The organism is Paraburkholderia sediminicola, assembly GCF_046026895.1.
In the GTDB taxonomy this organism is placed as follows: domain Bacteria; phylum Pseudomonadota; class Gammaproteobacteria; order Burkholderiales; family Burkholderiaceae; genus Paraburkholderia; species Paraburkholderia sediminicola_C.
In genome coordinates, this window is the sequence record NZ_JAQQEU010000105.1 from 1 (window position 1) to 19,301 (window position 19,301).

Sequence of the window (19,301 nt, forward strand, 5' to 3'; positions counted from 1 at the left end):
GTTCACTCGTTCGAGCCCGACGTGGCATTCGTGGACTGGAAGCTTCCCGATATGAGCGGCGGACAGCTTCTCACGCAGTTCAAGCGCGACCCCCGAATGGCGAATACGCGTTTCATTCTGTTGTCCGGCTTCGTCGACCCCGACATGGCGGGCGATGCCAATGGAGCACGCTTCGACCAAAGCCTCACGAAACCTGTGCAGTTGGACGATCTCTTGTCCTGCATCGGTTAGGCCGTTTTAGCGGGGCGGCGCAACCCGGGAACAATATTTGCTGCTTCGGGGAGATGTCGAAAGACGCCGGAACGGCGGGCGTTCGTCATGCTCGCGTGCAATGCACGAAACTTCAATGCCTCGTTTGGAGCTGACTTCGCCATGCACTCAGCGGTTTCACTAAGGTTCGACGGTCCCTGCCCCGGATGGCAGGGCGAGATGGCCCGGCAAATTGCGGCCTTCGATTGGAGCAGCACGCCGCTCGGCCCATGCGAGGGCTGGTCCGCGAGTCTGGTGGCCGCCGTCAAGTTGCTGCTTGCGTCTCCGTCGCCCCTCGTGATGTTGTGGGGACAGGAAGGCACCATGCTTTATAACGATGCCTATGCCGTCTTTGCTGGCGGGCGTCACCCGTTTCTGCTGGGCAAGCCCGTCGAAGTGGGCTGGCCCGAGGTTGCATCCTTCAACCGCCACGTCGTCGATACCTGTCTTGCCGGCGGCACGCTCACGTACAAAGACAAGATCCTGGTTCTTTACCGCGAAGGAAGTCCGGAAGACGTCTGGCTGGACTTGAGCTACAGCCCGGTCGTCGATGACGACGGGCAACCGGCGGGGGTCATCGCGATCGTATTCGAAACGACGGCGATGAAACGGGCGGAAACGCAGCGCCAGAAGGCGGAAGAAGCGTTGCTGCAGCTTACGCAAACCCTCGAACATCGTGTCGCCGCCGAAGTCGCCGCGCGGGTGGCGATGGAAGAGCGTTTACGGCAGGCACAAAAGCTCGAGGCAATCGGAAGTCTGACGGGCGGTGTGGCTCACGACTTCAATAACGTCCTTCAGGTTATCTCGGCCAATCTCCAGCTCATCGAGCTTGCGACAAGCGGCAACGATGTGCTCCGGCGGCGCGTCACCGCGGTCAGCAATGCGGTGGTGCGCGGTGCAAAGCTGGCCGCACAACTGCTGGCCTTCGCACGCAGACAACCGCTTGCACCGGCCGTTCTCAATCCCAGCCGTCTGGTCGAAGGCATGAACGAGATGTTGCGCCGCACGCTGCCGGAGAACATCGAGTTCGGCATATCGGGCACCCGGAACGTTTGGAACATCTGCGCCGATCGCAATCAGCTGGAAAGCGCTCTGCTGAACCTGGTGATCAATTCACGTGACGCGATAGACGGGCCGGGCCGCATCGGCATCAGCATCGACAATGTGGACGCAAAGGCGGACGAGCGCGCCCGCAGCGCCGGGGTGCCCGCTGGTGATTTCGTCCGGTTGTCGGTAACCGATAGCGGCAGCGGCATGTCGGAGCATGTGAAGGCCCGCGTATTCGAGCCGTTCTTTACGACCAAAGCCGAGGGAAAGGGAACCGGCCTGGGATTGAGCATGGTGTTTGGTTTCGTGTCACAGAGTTCGGGTCACGTCGGCGTCAGGAGCGCCGAAGGCCAAGGCACCACCGTGGATCTGTATTTTCCGCGCAGCCTCGAAGCGGAACATACGTCGCCGAAGTCATCTCCGAGCCGACAGGAACGTGGCGGGGAAACCATTCTGATCGTCGAAGACGACCCTGATGTCCGCATAGCTGCAATCGAAATGCTTGCGCAGTTGGGATATAAAGTGCTTTCCGCGCAAGACGGCGATTCGGCGCTCGCACTCATCCAGAGTGGTCAACACATCGATCTGCTTTTCACCGACGTCGTCATGCCGGGTACGGTGAGGAGCAGCGAACTCGCGCGAATCGCCGGCGCTCCGCCGTACCATGCAAGGGTTCTGTTTGCATCAGGTTATACCCGGGACATCGTTTTCCACGACGGCAAACTGGACGAGGGTGTCGCGCTGATCAGCAAGCCCTACCGACTCGATGAACTGGCACGAGCCGTCCGGGCTGCACTCGACAACGCGCCTGATTTAGAAGCCGATTCGAACCAGCAAGCCAGACAGCGCTAACCCTTGGAAGCATTCACCCCCGCCACCTGCTCTTGCGCATCCCAGCCCCCACCGAGCGACCGGTACAACGCAACCGCTGCGAGCGCATGCTCGCGCCTGGCCTGATTCAACGATTCGGAGTCGCGTAGAAACGCTTCCTGCGCGGTAAGCACATCAAGGAAATCCGTCGCGCCGCCTTTATAGAGTTCGGTCGACAGCCGCAGCGCATGGTTCGATGCATCGAGCGCGCCGCCGAGCCGTTGCACCTGCACCGCGCCACTCACCAGATCACTGCGGTTATCCTCTATTTCCTTGAGCGCCTGCAGGATAGTCTGTTGCAAGCCGAGCTGCGATTCGCGCATGCGGCTCTCGCTCGCGTCGATATTCGCGGTGATGCGGCCCGCGTTGAAGATCGGGCTCGTCGCATTCAACGCGGCGCTAAAGAGGTTGTCGGTCAGCGTCGGCAGGCCGAGGTACGACGAAGCAAGCAGACCATCGGCGAGATTGATCCTGAACTGCGGATAGCGCTGTGCCTTCGACACCCCCACCTCGGCCGCGCGCTGTTCGACCGTCGCATAGGCGGTGCGCACATCGGGCCGTTGCAGCAGCGCGTCGGACGGCAGGACCTGCGGCGCGCTTTGCGCGGGCACCGGAATCTCACGGGCATCGGCGAGCACCAAACTGTCGACGCTCTCCGGCGTGCGCCCCGAATACACCGCGATCAGACTCAATTGATGCTGCACGGTGGATTGCATGCGGGGAATTTGCGCCTGCAAATCTTCCAGCTGATTGCGCGCGCGCGCGACGTCGAGCTGCGTCGACAGTCCGTAATGCAGACGCTCCTGCGTGAGCTTCAGCGCGCGCGCGCGAATCTGTTCGTTGTCGCTGAGTATCTGCAATTGCGTTTGCGCCCAACGCAAATCGATATATGCCGCAGCCGTGTTCGCGGCGAGCGCGAGCCGCACCTCATTCAAAGCCGCCGCGCGTCCCGACACCTGCGCCTGCGCAGCCAGCACCGCGAGACGTTCGCCGCCGAACACATCGGGCGTCCAGCTCGCCGCCAATCCGAAACCGGCCTGACGCACATAGCCGAGCGGCGGCGGGGTGTTCTGCCGCTCCGTCGAAGCCGTCGCAGTCGCATTTAGCTCGGGCAGCAGCGCCGCGCGATTTTGCGTCACCAGATCCTGCGCCTGCTTCACGCGTTCCACCGCGGCCTGCACGTCGAGATTGCCGGTCAGCACCGACTCGACCAGTTGATGCATCACAGGGTCGCCGAATTGCGCCCACCACGTGTCGGCGCTGACGCTGTCTTGCGGCGCGTCGACACTCCACGCGAGCGGCGCGACGGCCTTGACGGTTTGCGGCAAATCCGCGTGGGTCGAGGGTTGCACCGCGCACGCCGCGAGCGTCAGCAATGCCGCGCTCGCGAGTACCTTGATAACGATCGGCTTCATAGGGGATCCTCAATGGGCATCGGGCGGCGGTGCGGTGTTGCCGAACGGGCGCGAGAACAGCACGCTCAGCAAGCCGACCACGAAACAGAGCGACACGGCGAAAAATGCGTCGGAGAAAGTGAGCACGAGCGCTTCGCGCATCAGCAACGCGTGCAACTGGTCGAGTCCCGCGCTGGCCGCATTCAGCACGTCTCCGCCAATCGCCGCGAAATAGTCGGCCTGCTTCTGCAACAACGACTCGACCACCGGCCGGCCTGTGTTCAGGTGCTCGTCGAGCCGCTCGTAATGGAAGTTCAAACGATCGTTGAGCATCGTGCTGCTCACGGCGATGCCGATCGCGCCGCCGAGGTTGCGCATCAGATTGAAAAGGCCGCTCGCGGAACGAAGCCGCGACGGCGGCAACGCCCCCAGCGCCATCGTGACAATAGGCGGAATACAGAACTGCTGGCCGACGCCACGCAACGCCTGCGGAATCAGCAACTGCTGCCAGCCCCATTGACTCGTCAGCGGCACGTACAGATAGCAGCCGATACCGAACAGCGCGAGCCCGAACACCATCAGCAAACGCATATCGACAAAGCGCGCCAGCGTCGAATACGCAGCCAACGCAAGCAATTGAAAACAGCCGACCGACAGCAACGCCAGGCCGATCTGCAACGAATCGAAGCCACGTACGCGCGCCAGAAATACCGGCGTCAAAAATACCGTGCAGAAAATCCCGATCCCGGTGATGAACGACAGCAAGCTGCCGATACCGAAGTTGCGCACCGCCAGCGCGCGCAAATCGACAATCGGCTCTTTCGCCGTGAACGCGTGCACGATGAAAAGAAACCCGCAGATCGCCGCCACCCACGCGCACAGAACGATCACGTCGTCTCCGAACCAGTTCTTGCGCGGGCCCTCTTCGAGCACATATTCGAGGCAGCCGAGAAAGCCGGACATCAGCAGAATGCCGAGGTAGTCGCCCTTTTTAAGCAGCGAGAGATCGACTTTGTCGATGTGAACATACTTCGGCACCATCAGCGTGACGGCGACGCCGGGCACGAGATTCAGATAGAACAGCCAGTGCCACGACCATTGCGACGTGATCCAGCCGCCGATCACCGGACCGACGGTCGGGGCGAGCGACGCCAGCGCGCCGATCGCAGTGGACGCGATCAGCCGCTGTTTGCCGGGAAACAGCACGAACGCGGTGGTGAAGACCGTCGGAATCATTGCGGCGCCGAGCGCGCCTTGCAAACCGCGAAACAGGATCATCGAGTTGATGTCCCATGCGAGACCGCACAGCATGCTGGTGACCGTGAAGCCGAACGCGGAGAACGTGAATAGCCAGCGCGTCGAAAAGACGCGCGTGAGCCAGCCGGACATCGGGATCACGATGATTTCGGCAATCAGATAAGAGGTCTGCACCCACGAGAGTTCGTCCTGGCTCGCGGACAGGCCGCCGCCAATGTCCCGAAGCGAAGACGCCACGATCTGGATATCGAGCGTCGCCATGAAAAAGCCGACGCACATCAGCACGAACGCAAAGACCTTAGTGCGGGTCGGCTGGTCGGCGGGATTGTCGAGAACCTGAGTCATGATCGGCTCATCCGCGCTGCGGCGCGTCGTTGGCGTCGACATGCACCTTCACGGTTGCGGAGAGTCCCGGCCGCAGCATGCCTTGCAGGTCCTTCGGTACGTCGAGGTGCACGCGCACCGGCACGCGCTGCACGATCTTCGTGAAGTTGCCGGTGGCGTTTTCCGCGGGCAACACGCTGAAGGTTGCACCCGTGGCGGGCGCGAGACTCTCCACTGAGCCGCGAATCCGCCTGCTCGATGCATCGAGATCGACGTCGACTTCATCGCCGACGCGCATCTTCTTCAACTGGTCTTCCTTGAAGTTCGCGTCGATCCAGAGTCCGCTGGAAGGCACCACCGTCAGCAGCGACACGCCGGTGTTCGCCAGCAGTCCGACGCGCGCGGTGCGATTGCCGATATAGCCGTCGATGGGCGAACGAATCGTCGTGTACTCCACGTTCAATGCGGCGACGCGCTGCGCCGCCTGCGCGGTGGCGATGCGCGCCTGAGCGTCGCCGATCTGCGCGTCGAGCACGGCGATCTGGCGTTGCGCCGCGATCAGTGCCGCGCTGCTGCGATCGACCGCGGCGTGCGCCTTGGTCAGATCGGCATCGGCCCGCTCGACCACCTGATTCGATACGGCGTCGTCTTTGACCAGTTCGCGGTAGCGCGTCTGGTCCGCCGCGCTGCGCGTCAACTCGGCGCCGGAAGCCCGCACCTCGGCGGCCTGTTCGTTGATGGTCGCGAGTTGCAGCAACTTCTTCGCCTGCAACTCGGTGACCGCGGCTTGCGCGCTCTGCACTTCCGCGCTGGCTTGCGCGAGGCGCGCGTCGTAATCGCGCGCGTCGAGGCGGATCAGCACCTGGTCCGCGTGGACAAACTGGTTGTCGTGCACGAGCACGTCGGTGACAAAGCCGTTTACCTTCGGCGCCATCACGGTCACGTCGCCGCCCACGTACGCGTCATCGGTCGTTTCGACGAAGCGGCTGACGAAGAACCAGTACGAAGCGGCGAGCGCCAGCGCGACGAGTACCGTGAGGCTCGCGAGAAGCATCCACGGAATGCGCCGCGCCGGTTTGGCGGTATGCACCGCGCTCGGCGGGACGACGGTCGAAGGTGTAGTGGACATGGTGTCGATATGTGCGTATGCACTCTGTGCGTTGAAAAAAACGGCGCGTGGCGCCGGCCTTCGTTACTGCTACCCGCGGACCTTCAGTTTGAATCCCGCGTGATCGCCAACAGTTCGCCGCGCAATGCGGCCGCGCGCCGCGCGCCGAAGCGGTGCTCGAATTCGGCTTGCGCGGCGTACCAGTGCTCGCGTCCGGCCTGCAGCCGACCTTCACCGGCGGCCGTCAGCGCAATCGACAACGCTCGCACATCCGCACCCAGCGCCTCGCTCGACACGAGGCCATTGCGGCGCAACGGCTGAATCGTCCGGACCAGCGTAGTGCGCTCCATGCGCATGGTTTCGGCCATTTGCTTCATCGTCATCGGGCCAGTGCGTTTGAGCCGAACCAGCAGCGAAAACTGCGTAATGGTCAGGCCGACATTCGCCAGATGCCGGTCATAAATCTGCGACACATACCGTGCGGCCTGGCGGATCGCAAAGCAGTCGTCATCTGATAGCACTTCCATCGCTGCGCTTCCTCATTCTTAAGTGCGTATGCACACAAGCAGGCGTACTGACGCGCGCCGAAACGACTGCATACGCCCTGGGCTAGCCGGTGATGCTGAACAACTCGGCGCGCAGCGTTTTGGCGCGCGCCTGACCGAACTTCTTTTCAAACTCGTCCTGTGCGGCACGCCACGCAATGGCGGCCTGATCGAAGGTTTTTTCGCCCTTCTCCGTCAGACTGAACAGAAACGTCCGGCCGTCGTGCTCCGCCGATTCCGCCACCACCAGACCGTCGCGCTGCAACGGCTTCATTGCGCGGACCAGCGTGGTGCGTTCCATCACCATGGCGTCCGCGAGGTCCACCATCGGCAGGTTCGGCGTGCGCGCGAGTTTGGCGAGAATCGTGAATTGCGCAGCCGTCAGCCCGATCGCGCCGAGATGGCGTTCGTAGATTTGCGTGACGTGCCGCGCCGCCTGGCGCAGCGCGAAGCAATTGCATTCGTCGTAAGAGAGGGGACGGGTCATGTTGGGCAGCTTATATGTGCATACGCACAGAGTCAAGTTTTATTTCGACGCGAAGGGGTCACGTCGGGGCCGCAAGCCTTAAAGCGCAATAACCGTCACCCCCACCTCCACCCGATGCGCCCCGCCACCGAGAATGGTCCCGCGCAGTAGCGACACATCGCTGTAATCGCGGCCGATCGCCAGCGTTACATGGTCGTTATCGGCCAGCACGTCATTGGTCGGATCGAGATCGATCCAGCCGTCGCCGGGGCAATACACCGACACCCACGCATGGGACGCGTCCGCGCCGATCAAACGCGGCTGCCCCGGCGGCGGATCGTTGCGCAGATAACCACTGACATAGCGCGCCGGCAAACCGAGCGAACGCAAGCAGCCGATCATCACCTGCGCGAAGTCCTGACACACGCCGCTCTTCAATTCGAACGCGCGCTCGGCGGGCGTATCGAACATCGTTGCCGAAGGCTTGTACACAAAGTCGTCGTGGATCCGATGCATGAGATCGATCGCACCTGCGGCGACCGGGCGGCCCGGCGGAAAGCTCGGCAGCGCATAAGCGCGCAGCGACGGCCGCGGCACGATATTCGGCGACGCGAAACAGAACTCCACCTCCGGCCGGAACTGCCCGCCGACGTGAAACTGCAGCGCGTCGGCCACCTCTTCCCATGGGGGCGTGGCGTGGGGATCGAGGTCGGTCCAGCGCGGCGTGAGCGACACGGTCGTCTCGCTGACGAGTTGCAGGCGCTCGTGCTGGACATCCAGTGCAAAGTACAGCACGTCATTGCCGAACGCATCGATGCGGCTGTTCAGATATGACGGCTGCGGTTCGATCCGCTCGCTGTGCGAGACCACGCGCTGCCACGCACACGCGATCGGCCGGATCGTCGCGAGATGCTGCGCGGTCTCCACATAGGTCGAGTAGCGGTAAGTCGTGCGATGCGAAACGGACAGAACGGTCGGCTTCATGACCACACCTGTGAAGCAACCGTGCTCGCGTGGCTGAAATAGCGCGCGCTGATTTCGTGCGCGGCCGCGCCGACAAATCCGCCGATCTGATCGCAGACCGCGATCAGCTTGTCGTATGCGCCCTTGTCGTCGACCTCGCATAGCGACGCCAGCGACGGCAATGCGTTCGCATGCGGCATCAGCTCGGCGAACGGTCGATGCCGCACGCTGCCAGCCGCCACCGCGATTTCGTCGAGCTTGTTGCGCAGACGCTCGTACACGCCGTAGATGCCTCGCGGGTTGGTCGGCTCGATCACCAGCAGGTCGAGCAACGCGGGCACTTCGAAGCGGCCCGGATACAGCGAACGGTACGTCAGCGTGCTGTCGAACAGTTGCAGCAGCAGATCGAAACCGGCGGGCGTCGCGAGCTGGCCGTTGTCGGCGATGACGCGCAAGGACGAGGTCATTGCCGACACGCGTTCGATGTGACGCCCGACGAACAGCAGACGCCAGGCTTCGTCGCGCGTCATGCGGTCGCCTTGCGCGCCGCTGATCGCGGACAACTGCACCGACAGGCGTTCGAGCGCGTTGACGAGCGTTACGCGGTCGTAGCGTTCGCCACGGCCGTTGGCGCCTGCGCTGCCGTTGCCGCCGCCATTGCCATTGCCATTGCCATTGCCATTGCCTTGCGATGCCCCGTCGCCGAACTCGCCGACCGGCATCAGCGCCTGCAGCGCATCGCGGAAGTCGTTGCGCGCCGCGAGAATCGTGCGCCAGTGATCGTTCGACAGCCGCCCGCGCACTTCGCCGTTCGAGCGCGCCTGGCAATTCAGGTTCTGGCCGATGCCCGCGGGCCCGGTGCTCTCGCTCAGATTCGCGACCAACGCGCGTTCGAACGCTTGCGGCGAATAAGGCGAGTGCATGTCGCCGGATTGCACGAGGCCGCATTGCATGGCGAGTTCGACCAGGGTAGGAAACATCGCGTCGGCGTCGTTGCCTTCCAGCGAGCCGAGAATCAGCCGCAACAGCCGCACATTGTTCTCCGCGCGTTCGCCATAACGACCCGCCCAGAATAGATTCTCCGCCGCACGGCTCGACACGGTGCGATGCTTGCGCGCGAGGTCGCCGGGTTGCATCGGCGAGGGCAGCAGCGTGAACGTCGAAGTCGGCTGACTCGACAGCACCCACGTATCCACGCTGCTGCCGCCGTATTGCATCGACACCGTCGCCTGGCGTTCGGCGGCCATCCGCGTGAAGCCGCCCGGCATCACGTGCCAGCCGCCGTTGAAATCGGCGATCGCATAGACGCGCAGCACCGAAGGACGCCGGCCGATGGTGCCGTCTTCGTAACGCGGCGTGCAGGAAAAGTGCTGCACCTGCTGGATCGTGTAGGTGTCGGGCATCGTTTCGATGCGCTCGCGCCACGCCGCCAGCTTCTGCCTGCCCTGATCGACGCCGGGTGGCGCATCGCGGCCAGCCATCGGCCACGTCGGCACGATGAACGCTTCGTCGAGCCACTCGAATGCATGTTCGCGCGCCGCCTTTTCACCGCACCACCAGGTCGCGACGCTCGGCAGCACGAGGTCTTCGTCGAGCAGCACTTCGGCGATGCCCGGCAGAAAGCCGTGCAAGGCCGGCGACTCGACAAAGCCCGAGCCGGGCACGTTCGACACGATCACATTGCCCGCGCGCATCACCTGCAAGAGGCCGGGCACGCCGATGCTCGAATCGGCGCGCAGTTCGACGGGGTCGCAGAATGCGTCGTCCAGACGGCGCAGCACGACGTGCACGCGTTCGAGCCCGGCGAGCGTCTTCAGATAAAGCATGTCGTCGCGCACGGTCAGGTCCTTGCCTTCGACCAGCGTGACGCCGAGATAGCGCGCGAGAAACACGTGCTCGAAATAGGTCTCGCTGTACGGCCCCGGCGTGAGCAGCGCGATATGCGGCGACGACTCGGCAGCGCGGTCGTCGTCGGTGTGACGCATCGTCGATTGCGCCGATTGCGCGAGCGTCGCGATCAGTTGCGAATAGGTCGGCGCGAGGCGGCTCACGCGCATCGAACGGAACGGATCGGCGAACAGCGTCGCCACGATCAGGCGATTTTCCAGCGCATAACCGAGACCCGACGGCGCCTCGGTGCGATGCGCCATCACGGTCCACTCGCCGCCGGGCGTGCGCGCGAGATCGACCGCGACCACTTGCAGGAACTGGCCGCCCGGCGGCATGAACCCCTGCACCGGGCGCAGATAGCCGGGATGCCCGAACACCAGCGCGGGCGGCAATTGCCCGCGCGCGAGCAAGGTCTGCGGCCCGTAGATATCGGCGACGATCGCATTGAGCAGATGCGCGCGCTGCGTGACGCCGCGCTCGATGTGCGCCCACTCGTCCTCGCTGATCAGGAACGGCAGCAGGTCGAGTGCCCACGGGCGCGGCTCGCCCTTGTCCGCGTAGACGTTGTAGCTGATGTCGTTATCGCGGATCTGCTGCGCGACCGACGCGCAGTGATCCTCCAGCCGCGCGATGCCGTCCGCGCCCAGGCGCTCGAAGAATTGCCGCCACGCTTCACGCAGCGCGCCTGACTCGTCGCGCAACTCGTCCCAATGTCCGTCGTAGCCCGGCAACAGCCGCAACAAGGACGAAGCATCCGCGTGCGCCGCGGACGCCTCGAAGGGAAAAGTGGATTGAAAGGCCAAGGTCGTGTCGTTTCAGAAGTGTGCGGGTGTCACCAGTAGCGCAGATCGAGGGTGAACGGAAACTCCAGGCTGCGCTGCGGCATGCCGACCGTGAGCGGCCCCGGCGTATGACCCGACGCGAAGAAGCGTGCGCGCCGCCGGCTTTCCGCCTCGTAGGCGTTGACCGGGAAGGTCTGATAGTTGCGCCCGCCCGGATGTGCGACATGATACTGGCATCCGCCCACCGAGCGGCCAGTCCAGGTGTCGACCAGATCGAAAGTGAGCGGCGCGTCCACGCCGATGGTCGGATGCAGCGCCGACGGCTGCGACCATGCGCGATAGCGAACCCCGGCCACGTATTCGCTGACACGGCCGGTCGGCTGCAACGGCACCGGCACGCCGTTGACGCTCAGCACATGGCGGTTGCCGTTCAGACCCAGCGCGCGCACTTCGAGCCGCTCCACCGATGAATCCACGTAACGCACCGTGCCGCCCGCCGAGCCCTCTTCGCCCATCACGTGCCAGGGTTCGAGCGCGTTGCGGATCGTCAGCGAGACGCCGCTTACCGTGGTCTCGCCGACCAGCGGGAAGCGGAATTCGAAGTGCGGCGCGAACCAGCCGCTGTCGAATGCGAACCCGGCGCGGGTCAGGTCGTCGAGCACGTCGTCGAAATCCAGCTTCACGAAGGTGCCGAGCAGGAAGCGGTCATGCAGTTCGGTGCCCCAGCGCGTGAGCCGCTGCGTGTACGGCGTGCGCCAGAAGCGCGCCACCAGCGCGCGCAGCAGCAACTGCTGCACGAGACTCATGCGCGCGTGCGGCGGCATTTCGAAGCCGCGCAATTCGAGCAGGCCGAGGCGCCCGGTCGGACCGTCGGGCGAATAGAGCTTGTCGATGCAGAACTCGGCGCGGTGCGTGTTGCCGGTCACGTCGATCAGGATGTTGCGCAGCGAGCGGTCGATCATCCACGCGGGCAGGTTCGCGCTGTCACGGCCGCCGAGCAGATCGATCTGCCGCTGCAACTCGCGGAACGCGACTTCGAGTTCGTAGACCTGATCGTTGCGCGCTTCATCGATACGCGGCGCCTGGCTGGTCGGTCCGATGAAGAGGCCGGAGAACAGATACGACAGCGAAGGATGGTTGTGCCAGTACGCGATCAGACTCGCTAGCAGATCGGGCCGGCGCAGGAACGGGCTGTCGGCGGGCGTCGCGCCGCCGAGCACGAAGTGATTGCCGCCGCCGGTGCCGGTGTGCCGCCCGTCGGTCATGAACTTCTCGCTGCTCAGATAGCTGTGCGCCGCCGACTCATACAGGTACTCGGTGTGATCGACCAGTTCCTCCCAGTTCGCGGCCGGATGAATGTTCACCTCGATCACGCCCGGGTCCGGCGTCACCTGCAGCATTTTCAGGCGCGCGTCGCGCGGCGGCGGATAGCCTTCGAGCACGACCTGCATCTTCAACTCGGCCGCCGTTGCTTCGACGGCGGCAAGCAGGTCGAGATAATCGTCGAGTTCGGTGAGCGGCGGCATGAACACATGCAGCAGCGTGCGGCCGCTGCCGAACGCATCCGTTTCGGCTTTCGGACCGGCCGCGCGCTTGGGGTCGCGCGCCTCGACGCAGATCGCCGTGCGCAGCGTCTCCTGCGACGACTGCCCGTGCGCCGGAGCCCGTTCGTCGCCCGGCTCACGCGCATAGCCGCGCGCGCCGCGGCCCGGCATTCCGCTCAGCAGATCCCCCGCCGACAGCGACAACGCGGCCGTCCGCCGCTTCTCGGCAAGGGTCGGGGCCTGGTTTGCGGCGTGTTCGCCGCTGTCGTATTGCATGCGCAATTGCGCGGCCGAACGCAACGGCACCGGCGGGGCGAACGGATCGTGCGCGTGCTGATACGGATAGTCGGTCTTCGACACCCACGGCAGCGCGTCGAGCGGCAGCCGGTAACCCATCGGCGAGTCGCCGGGAATCAGGTACATGCGTTCGTCGCGGAAAAACCAGCGGCCGCTGACCCACTTCGGCGCTTCGTTCGGCACGTCGCGCTCGCGCGCGAGCGGCAGCACGTAGCCGGTCGCGCCGCTCAAGCCCGCATCGAACACGCGACGCAAGCGCACGCGCTCCAGTTCGTCGTCGAGGCGCGCGTCGAACGGATCGACGTTGACCGGCAAGCGGCGCTCGCGCCACAGGTAGTACCAGACGTCTTCGAAACCGGGCTGGATGCACGCCTCGTCGAGCGACAGCTTGCCCGCGAGATGCGCGAGGAAGCGTTGCGCGTCGCCGGCGGTGTAGCGACCCGGCTCGCGCTCGTCGGCGAACAGCGCCGGGTTTTGCCAGCACGGCTCGCCGTCGGCGCGCCAATAGAGCGACATCGCCCAGCGCGGCAACTGCTCGCCCGGATACCACTTGCCCTGGCCGATATGCAGGAAGCCGTTCGCGCCGTAGCGCGCGCGCAGCTTCTCCATCAGCGCGACCGCGTAGCCGCGTTTGGTCGGGCCGAGCGCGTCGGTGTTCCACTCGGCGGCGTCGCGATCGCGCACCGCTACGAAGGTCGGCTCGCCGCCCATCGTCAGGCGCACGTCCATGTTGGCGAGCTGCTGGTCGACCTGCTCGCCCATCTTCAGCACGTCGCGCCACACCGCCTCGCTATACGGCTTCGTGACGCGCGGCGTCTCCAGCACCCGCTCGATCGACATCGTGTGCTCGAACTCGACTTCGGATTCGTCGACCGCGCCGGAGATCGGCGCCGCGCTACCCGGCTCGGGCGTGCAGGCGACCGGGATGTGCCCTTCGCCCGCCAGCAGACCGGAGGTCGGATCGAAGCCGATCCAGCCCGCGCCCGGCAGGTACACCTCGCACCACGCGTGCAGGTCGGTGAAGTCGACTTCGGTGCCGATCGGTCCGTCGATGGATTTGACGTCGGGCGCGAGTTGCAGCAGGTAGCCGGACACGAAGCGCGCGGCCAGCCCCAGTTGCCGCAAAGTCTCCACCAGCAGCCAGCCCGAATCGCGGCACGAGCCCGCGGCGCTCACGAGCGTTTCCTCGGGCGTCTGCACGCCCGGCTCCATCCGGATCAGATAGCGGATCTCGCGTTGCAGCCGCTGGTTCAGCGCGACCAGAAAGTCGGCGGTGCCGCTCGGCGTGCGGTCGATGCTCGCGACGAACTCGGCGAAGCGCGGCGTCATCGGCCGCTTGACCAGATACGGCGCGAGTTCGAGCGCGAGGCCGGGCGCGTAGGCGAATGGAAACTGCTCGGCCGACGGTTCGAGGAAGAAGTCGAACGGGTTATAGACGGCCATCTCCGCGACCAGATCCACGGTCACCTTGAATTCGCGCGTCTTCTCGGGAAACACGAGGCGCGCCTGGTAATTGGCGAATGCGTCCTGCTGCCAGTTGATAAAGTGTTCGGCCGGCTCGACCCGCATCGAATAGGACAGGATCGGGGTCCGGCAATGCGGCGCAGGCTTAAGACGCACGACCTGGGGCGACAGCGAAACCAGCCTGTCGTAACGGTAATGTGTGACGTGATGCAATGCGACGCGTATGGACACACCGGACTCCTGGTCGAAGGATGGCAGCCCGCCAAAAAGCAAGCTTCATGCCGTTGAACGAAAAACCGCGTGACACGTGGGTACTGCCCGGATCACCGCTTGCCGCGAAGTTCGCCGTCGATGGGCGGCGCAGCCGCCAGCCTGACGAAGCGCTGCTTGCCTCGCTGGTCGCAACGCACTGCACCAAAGCGGCGCAGCACCGGTGCACGATCCTGCACGTACTGTGCGTTAAAGCAGGGACATCTGGCAAATGCGGCATGAAGATTGCGGCAGGTTTGCGCTCATAGCTGCCCCACCAACCAGGCTCGACCGATGAAAACCTTCCACTGCAATTGCTGCTCGCAGCTCGTCTTTTTTGAAAACGTTCGCTGCGAACGTTGCGAGTCGTTGCTCGGCTACATTCCGGAACTGGCGGAAATCAGCGCGTTCGAAGATGCCGGCGAGGGATGCTGGCGCAGCCTTCATCAACGGGCGGACGGCGCGCTGTTTCGCCAGTGCCACAACTACGCCGTCGAAAACGTCTGCAACTGGATGATCCCCGCCGACTCGCCCGACACCTTGTGCCCCGCCTGTCAGTTGACCCGCACGATTCCGAATCTGAGCGCCCCGGACAACCGGCTTTACTGGTATCGCCTGGAAGTGGCGAAGCGGCGCCTGCTCTACACCCTGGCCGAACTGGGCGTCCCCCTGAAGTCGCGCCAGACGGACCCCGAGCATGGCCTCGCATTCGAATTCCTCGAGGACGGCGGCGACGGTTCGCGTGTGATGACCGGTCACGACAACGGGCTGATCACGCTGAACATCGCGGAAGCCGACGACGCCCATCGCGAGAAGGTGCGCACCTCGATGGGCGAGCCGTATCGCACGCTGCTCGGCCACTTCCGCCACGAGAGCGGCCATTACTATTTCGACCAGCTGGTGCAAAACGATCCGCGCTGGCTCGAACCGTACCGCAAGCTGTTCGGCGACGAGCGCGCCGATTACGGCGAAGCGCTGAACGCGTACTATCGCAACGGCGCGCCGGCCGACTGGCAAGCGTCGTACATCAGCGCGTATGCGACCATGCATCCGTGGGAGGACTGGGCGGAGACGTGGGCGCACTACCTGTTGATCGTCGACGTGCTGGATACGTCGACTTCGTATGGTCTCGCGCTGCTGCCCGACGATCCGCGCGAGCCCACGCTCACCGACCGCACGCCGGTCGAGGACGCCAGCTTCGAGAATCTGATGAAGCGCTGGTTCCCGCTCACTTACGCATTGAACAGCTTGAACCGCAGTCTTGGAATGAAGGACGGTTATCCGTTCACGCTGGCCGCGGCGGTGGTGGACAAGCTGCGCTTCGTGCATCGGGTGATTGCGGCAGCCGGCGACAAGGCGGCGGGGCCGACCGCCGACGCACGGACGGCCGGGCAGACCGCCGCGACAGACACGAGGCAAGCCGCCGGTGCCGGAGCCGCCGCAGGCAACGCAGCGCCCGAGCAGCAGACCGCGCAACCTGGCTAGTTCGGCCGGGAGGCCCGCGCGACTTGAGCGCTCGTGGCGTCTCGTCACCGGCCCATGAAAGAGCCGACTGCCTGGTCCAGTGGCAGTGGACTTCATTCACCCATCCAGCAAACCAGCCAGAGCCATCCTTCGAAGTGAAACGCCCGTAACCCGCATTCCGGTCACGTGCGCAAGACCAGGGCCGCACACCTGACCGGCGGCGCCTGTTGCATTCACATCGGTCGGGCTGCGTCGATCATGTAAGAGGCGCTGGTTCCGCGCCTGTTTTCGGGTAGCGACGCATTTGGAACGAACAGTCGCAAGAGCATGACAGCGTGCGAGAAAATAACGTTCACGCGCGCTGTCCTTGCGCGACTCGATGTAAACGGTCGCTGCAAAAAAAACGTATGTCAGCACCACTTTCTTCTGACGAGAAACGCTAACGACAAGCTTTTCGTGTAAAGAGAAAGCGGCATCCCCAACGTCACTCCAGCCCTTGTGACGCCGCACAAAAAAATGCCGCGAACGACGTCGGTCGTTCACGGCATCGACTACTGGCAACGAAACGCGTCACGCTCCAAGCGAGCGATTCAACGTTCTCGCTACTTCTTCTGCTGCAGGAGCGACTTCAGCTCCTGCACGTTTTCTTCTACGCGTTTTGCGATCACCGCATACGACTCCGCTTGCGTCTGATACGCGGCTTGCGCGAGTTGCTGCATGTCGGCGAGCGACTTGTGCAGGCTCTGCTGGATCAGCTCGGCGGTTTTCGCCGAAGGCGCCGCGCCGCCGGCCGACAATTGCCCGGTCAACGACTGCAATTCGCTCAGCGTCGCGCGCAACATGTCCGCCTGCTTCTGCGCGAGCGACTGCATTCCCTGGAAGGCGGTCTGATTCGCTTGAACCAGTGCTTCCACATCCTTGCGTCGCGCTTCCATGATGGCGGGTACGTCGAAGCCGGGAAGCTTGAACTGCTCCAGCATTTTGGTGAAATCGCCAAACGGATTGGCGGCGTCAGGTCGGTCCATGCGAAATCCTCCTTAACGGTTGAATACCCGCCGGCGGTGCAGCGCCGCGACATGATTGCGTGACGGATGCAATGGCGGCTTCGTGCGCCGCACTCCCCGTCGAGGCTTGCTGCTTCTGGGGTCGGACGGCACATTGGTCCAATCATGCGCTATCCGCGAGCATTGCGCCACCGGTCCTCACCCTGGCTCGCCGCGCGGGCTTTCCACGGACCTCACGGGGCTTTGACGGCAGCGGCCGCTGCTCATGCAAGGTTTGGAAAGTTACGTGACGGCTTCAGTAACCCTACGAATCGCCATCTCGACTATCGTTGCTCATGTGCCGGTGCACTGTGGCGCCGGCGTTGTCTCGATGGGAGCTAGATCATGAAAAAAGCAATCTTCGGCGCGGCCCTGGCCGCCGTTCTGGGCGGCGCCGCAACGGCTGCATTCGCACAGGAAGCCTCGCCGCCGGCCGCCCAGATGCACGGCGAGCCGCAGCGCGGCGACGCAGCGCCGCCGCATGGCGCGATAGGTCCGATGATGGCTCCGAGGGGTCCGAACTTCGCGGTGATCAACGATCTGGAACAACTGCGCCGCCTGTATGCAATGAGCGGACATCCGGGCGACATCGTCGCGGTGTATCACGACGTGCTGAGCAAGACGCAGGAACCGATGCTGCGCCACTACATCTATGATTCGCTGGCTCGCGAGCAGTTGAAGCCCGCCAATCCGGAGCAGGCCATCGCGACGCTGCGCACCAGTCTCGCGGAAGACCTGGCTGCGGCGAACAAGGCGCCGCATGCTGCGCCGGGGCAGCCGCAATAAGTTCGTTCGCCACCCATCCCCGTTCGCTGCAAGCGCTTGCGCCGTCTCGCCGTTAAAAGCGACGCGGCGTTGTTCACCACCGTCGCTCAAGCCTGGAAGCGGTCCATCACCGAGTCGCGCAGACGTTCGGCCCGCTGCGTTGGCTGTCCCACACTATTGCGTCACTGCCCACTTTTTCATCTTCCGCGAGGTGGCTAGCATTACAGCACTGACATGCTAGTGCCTTGTGAAGAATGCGCTATCCGATGAATCTGCTGGTCGCCGCCGCGCTGCTCATCTTCGTCCTGAGCTGCATCGTCAAGCTTGCCTTGAACTGATACGCGATTGCGCGGCGCGCCGCGCGCGATGCCACGGCTTCACCCCGCTCGCCGACAAGGGTGAACTCCGCTCGCACGCCGCTTCTGGCACGTCACATCCGCTTCCTACTCGCGCCATACAACCACGCAAATCGCCGCGCACGCCGCCGCTTTTGCGCGTGACATCACTCGAAATAATTGCTGAATGGAGTTCGGCGAGCGAATTGCCCATACTTCGTTTCGCTGCCGGTGCGTACGAAACAAGGACGCATGAGATCAAGGGTGCTTCACGTGCGAATACGTTCGCCGATGATCAACGATCCCACGGTTGCCCGATCATCGGCTGATCGTTCGAACATTCCGGCACCGCGTGCCGACGATAGGATGAACATGTTGACTTCAGTGAATTTCCTCAAAAAGAACGCCACCCGTTTGGTCTGCACGGCGATGGTCTGCTGCACGGTGTTGCTGACCGGTTGCGCCGGCAGCGGCATCCGGAACACAAGCGAAGCGAGCGCGCAGCCGCAAGTGCGCCCGGACACCATCTATGTCTACACGTTCGACGCCAATCCCGATCAGGTCAAACTCGACGACGGCGGCATGCTGCACAAAATGAAAACGCGCATCGGCGGTTCGTCGGCCGAGCAAAAGCAGGTCGCCGATGCGGACCAGGTACGCGAGCAGGTCGCCGACGAAATCGTGCATCAACTGCAGACGATGGGTCTGCACGCGATTCGCGCGGATGTCCCCGCGCCCGCGAACCAGAACGTGCTGCTGGTGCAAGGCAGTTTCGATACGATCGACTCCGGCAATCGCCGCCGTCGGGTGCTGATCGGTCTCGGCGCGGGCAAGAGCCAGGTGAGCAGCTCAGTGGAGATTCTGTATAAGCCCGCCGGCGGCGCACCGCGTCTCGTGCAAAGCTTCACCGCCGACGCGGACAGCGGCAAGGCGCCGGGCATGGCCGAAACCGCCGGCGTGGGCGCGGCCGCAGGCGCCATCGCGACGACGGCGGCCGTTGGCGGCGGCTTGCATGCCGTAACCGAAACCAAACGGGCGGGCGTGTCATCGGACGCGAAGCGGCTGGGCGATGCGGTGGCGAAACAGATCGCGCAAATCGGCGTCAGCGGTGGTTGGTTGTCGACCGAGCATACGAAGATCTGATCGACTACGCCCGGTCAGGTCCGGGCGGTGAAAAACGGCGCGGCAGCGTGGAGCGAAACTCCACCCGGCGGTGGCTTATAACCATCTCCGCGCCCCCGGCTC

General features: G+C 64.1%; 15 protein-coding genes. 5 read left to right on the top strand and 10 right to left on the bottom strand.

Annotation, left to right across the window (positions count from 1 at the left end):
• Positions 1 to 231: response regulator (locus PQR02_RS36465; protein ID WP_408242729.1), on the top strand; the 231-nt coding region annotated here is incomplete at its 5' end.
• 141 nt (positions 232 to 372) lie between these two features.
• Positions 373 to 2,148 (top strand): ATP-binding protein, encoded by a 1,776-nt coding sequence (locus PQR02_RS36470; protein ID WP_408242742.1) that lies wholly within the window; start codon positions 373 to 375, stop codon positions 2,146 to 2,148.
• On the opposite strand, the gene PQR02_RS36475 is transcribed toward PQR02_RS36470, so the two are convergent.
• The 8 genes from PQR02_RS36475 to PQR02_RS36510 all read right to left on the bottom strand — a co-directional run bounded on the left by PQR02_RS36475 (position 2,145) and on the right by PQR02_RS36510 (position 14,431).
• Positions 2,145 to 3,581, bottom strand: coding sequence for an efflux transporter outer membrane subunit (locus PQR02_RS36475; protein WP_408242730.1), 1,437 nt, complete (start codon positions 3,579 to 3,581; stop codon positions 2,145 to 2,147). The genes PQR02_RS36470 and PQR02_RS36475 overlap by 4 nt on opposite strands.
• Positions 3,582 to 3,590: 9 nt before the next feature.
• Positions 3,591 to 5,162 carry a DHA2 family efflux MFS transporter permease subunit gene (locus tag PQR02_RS36480; RefSeq protein WP_408242731.1) on the bottom strand — a complete coding sequence of 524 codons (1,572 nt, stop codon included), beginning with the start codon at positions 5,160 to 5,162 and terminating at the stop codon, positions 3,591 to 3,593.
• 7 nt (positions 5,163 to 5,169) lie between these two features.
• A complete protein-coding gene (locus PQR02_RS36485) occupies positions 5,170 to 6,270 on the bottom strand; it encodes an HlyD family secretion protein (protein WP_408242732.1) in 1,101 nt (366 codons plus the stop codon).
• A gap of 83 nt (positions 6,271 to 6,353) precedes the next feature.
• Positions 6,354 to 6,776 (bottom strand): MarR family winged helix-turn-helix transcriptional regulator, encoded by a 423-nt coding sequence (locus PQR02_RS36490; protein ID WP_408242733.1) that lies wholly within the window; start codon positions 6,774 to 6,776, stop codon positions 6,354 to 6,356.
• Between the two features lie 82 nt (positions 6,777 to 6,858).
• Positions 6,859 to 7,281: a MarR family winged helix-turn-helix transcriptional regulator gene (locus PQR02_RS36495; protein WP_408242734.1), complete on the bottom strand. Its 423-nt coding sequence runs from the start codon at positions 7,279 to 7,281 to the stop codon at positions 6,859 to 6,861.
• A 78-nt stretch (positions 7,282 to 7,359) separates the two neighbouring features.
• Entirely contained in the window at positions 7,360 to 8,244 is an 885-nt protein-coding gene (locus PQR02_RS36500; RefSeq protein ID WP_408242735.1) for a transglutaminase family protein, read from the bottom strand.
• The gene (locus PQR02_RS36505; RefSeq protein ID WP_408242736.1) at positions 8,241 to 10,916 is read right to left on the bottom strand and encodes a circularly permuted type 2 ATP-grasp protein; all 2,676 of its coding nucleotides are present in this window, start codon (positions 10,914 to 10,916) and stop codon (positions 8,241 to 8,243) included. The genes PQR02_RS36500 and PQR02_RS36505 overlap by 4 nt, the downstream gene beginning before the upstream one ends.
• Positions 10,917 to 10,945: 29 nt before the next feature.
• Positions 10,946 to 14,431 carry a transglutaminase family protein gene (locus PQR02_RS36510; RefSeq protein WP_408242737.1) on the bottom strand — a complete coding sequence of 1,162 codons (3,486 nt, stop codon included), beginning with the start codon at positions 14,429 to 14,431 and terminating at the stop codon, positions 10,946 to 10,948.
• 312 nt (positions 14,432 to 14,743) lie between these two features.
• Here PQR02_RS36510 and PQR02_RS36515 point away from each other — a divergent pair, with 312 nt between their 5' ends.
• Positions 14,744 to 15,934 carry a zinc-binding metallopeptidase family protein gene (locus PQR02_RS36515; protein ID WP_408242738.1) on the top strand — a complete coding sequence of 397 codons (1,191 nt, stop codon included), beginning with the start codon at positions 14,744 to 14,746 and terminating at the stop codon, positions 15,932 to 15,934.
• Between the two features lie 96 nt (positions 15,935 to 16,030).
• On the opposite strand, the gene PQR02_RS36520 is transcribed toward PQR02_RS36515, so the two are convergent.
• Together PQR02_RS36520 and PQR02_RS36525 are read right to left on the bottom strand one after the other, a co-directional pair.
• Positions 16,031 to 16,456, bottom strand: a complete 426-nt coding sequence (locus tag PQR02_RS36520; RefSeq protein WP_408242739.1) for a hypothetical protein — start codon at positions 16,454 to 16,456, stop codon at positions 16,031 to 16,033.
• Between the two features lie 59 nt (positions 16,457 to 16,515).
• Complete coding sequence (locus PQR02_RS36525) at positions 16,516 to 16,938, bottom strand: phasin family protein (protein WP_149670979.1); 423 nt, start codon at positions 16,936 to 16,938, stop codon at positions 16,516 to 16,518.
• Positions 16,939 to 17,301: 363 nt separating this feature from the next.
• Here PQR02_RS36525 and PQR02_RS36530 point away from each other — a divergent pair, with 363 nt between their 5' ends.
• Both PQR02_RS36530 and PQR02_RS36535 read left to right on the top strand, forming a co-directional pair.
• On the top strand, positions 17,302 to 17,742 hold the full coding sequence (locus PQR02_RS36530; RefSeq protein ID WP_408242740.1) for a hypothetical protein: 441 nt from the start codon (positions 17,302 to 17,304) through the stop codon (positions 17,740 to 17,742).
• Between the two features lie 686 nt (positions 17,743 to 18,428).
• Entirely contained in the window at positions 18,429 to 19,199 is a 771-nt protein-coding gene (locus PQR02_RS36535) for a DUF4410 domain-containing protein (RefSeq protein WP_408242741.1), read from the top strand.
• Positions 19,200 to 19,301: the final 102 nt, after the last annotated feature.

Coding starts and splice junctions, on each gene's coding strand:
- PQR02_RS36470 (WP_408242742.1), top strand. CDS start 373: ATGCACTCAGCGGTTTCACTAAGGTTCGACGGTCCCTGCCCCGGATGG.
- PQR02_RS36475 (WP_408242730.1), bottom strand. CDS start 3,581: ATGAAGCCGATCGTTATCAAGGTACTCGCGAGCGCGGCATTGCTGACG.
- PQR02_RS36480 (WP_408242731.1), bottom strand. CDS start 5,162: ATGACTCAGGTTCTCGACAATCCCGCCGACCAGCCGACCCGCACTAAG.
- PQR02_RS36485 (WP_408242732.1), bottom strand. CDS start 6,270: ATGTCCACTACACCTTCGACCGTCGTCCCGCCGAGCGCGGTGCATACC.
- PQR02_RS36490 (WP_408242733.1), bottom strand. CDS start 6,776: ATGGAAGTGCTATCAGATGACGACTGCTTTGCGATCCGCCAGGCCGCA.
- PQR02_RS36495 (WP_408242734.1), bottom strand. CDS start 7,281: ATGACCCGTCCCCTCTCTTACGACGAATGCAATTGCTTCGCGCTGCGC.
- PQR02_RS36500 (WP_408242735.1), bottom strand. CDS start 8,244: ATGAAGCCGACCGTTCTGTCCGTTTCGCATCGCACGACTTACCGCTAC.
- PQR02_RS36515 (WP_408242738.1), top strand. CDS start 14,744: ATGAAAACCTTCCACTGCAATTGCTGCTCGCAGCTCGTCTTTTTTGAA.
- PQR02_RS36525 (WP_149670979.1), bottom strand. CDS start 16,938: ATGGACCGACCTGACGCCGCCAATCCGTTTGGCGATTTCACCAAAATG.
- PQR02_RS36530 (WP_408242740.1), top strand. CDS start 17,302: ATGAAAAAAGCAATCTTCGGCGCGGCCCTGGCCGCCGTTCTGGGCGGC.
- PQR02_RS36535 (WP_408242741.1), top strand. CDS start 18,429: ATGTTGACTTCAGTGAATTTCCTCAAAAAGAACGCCACCCGTTTGGTC.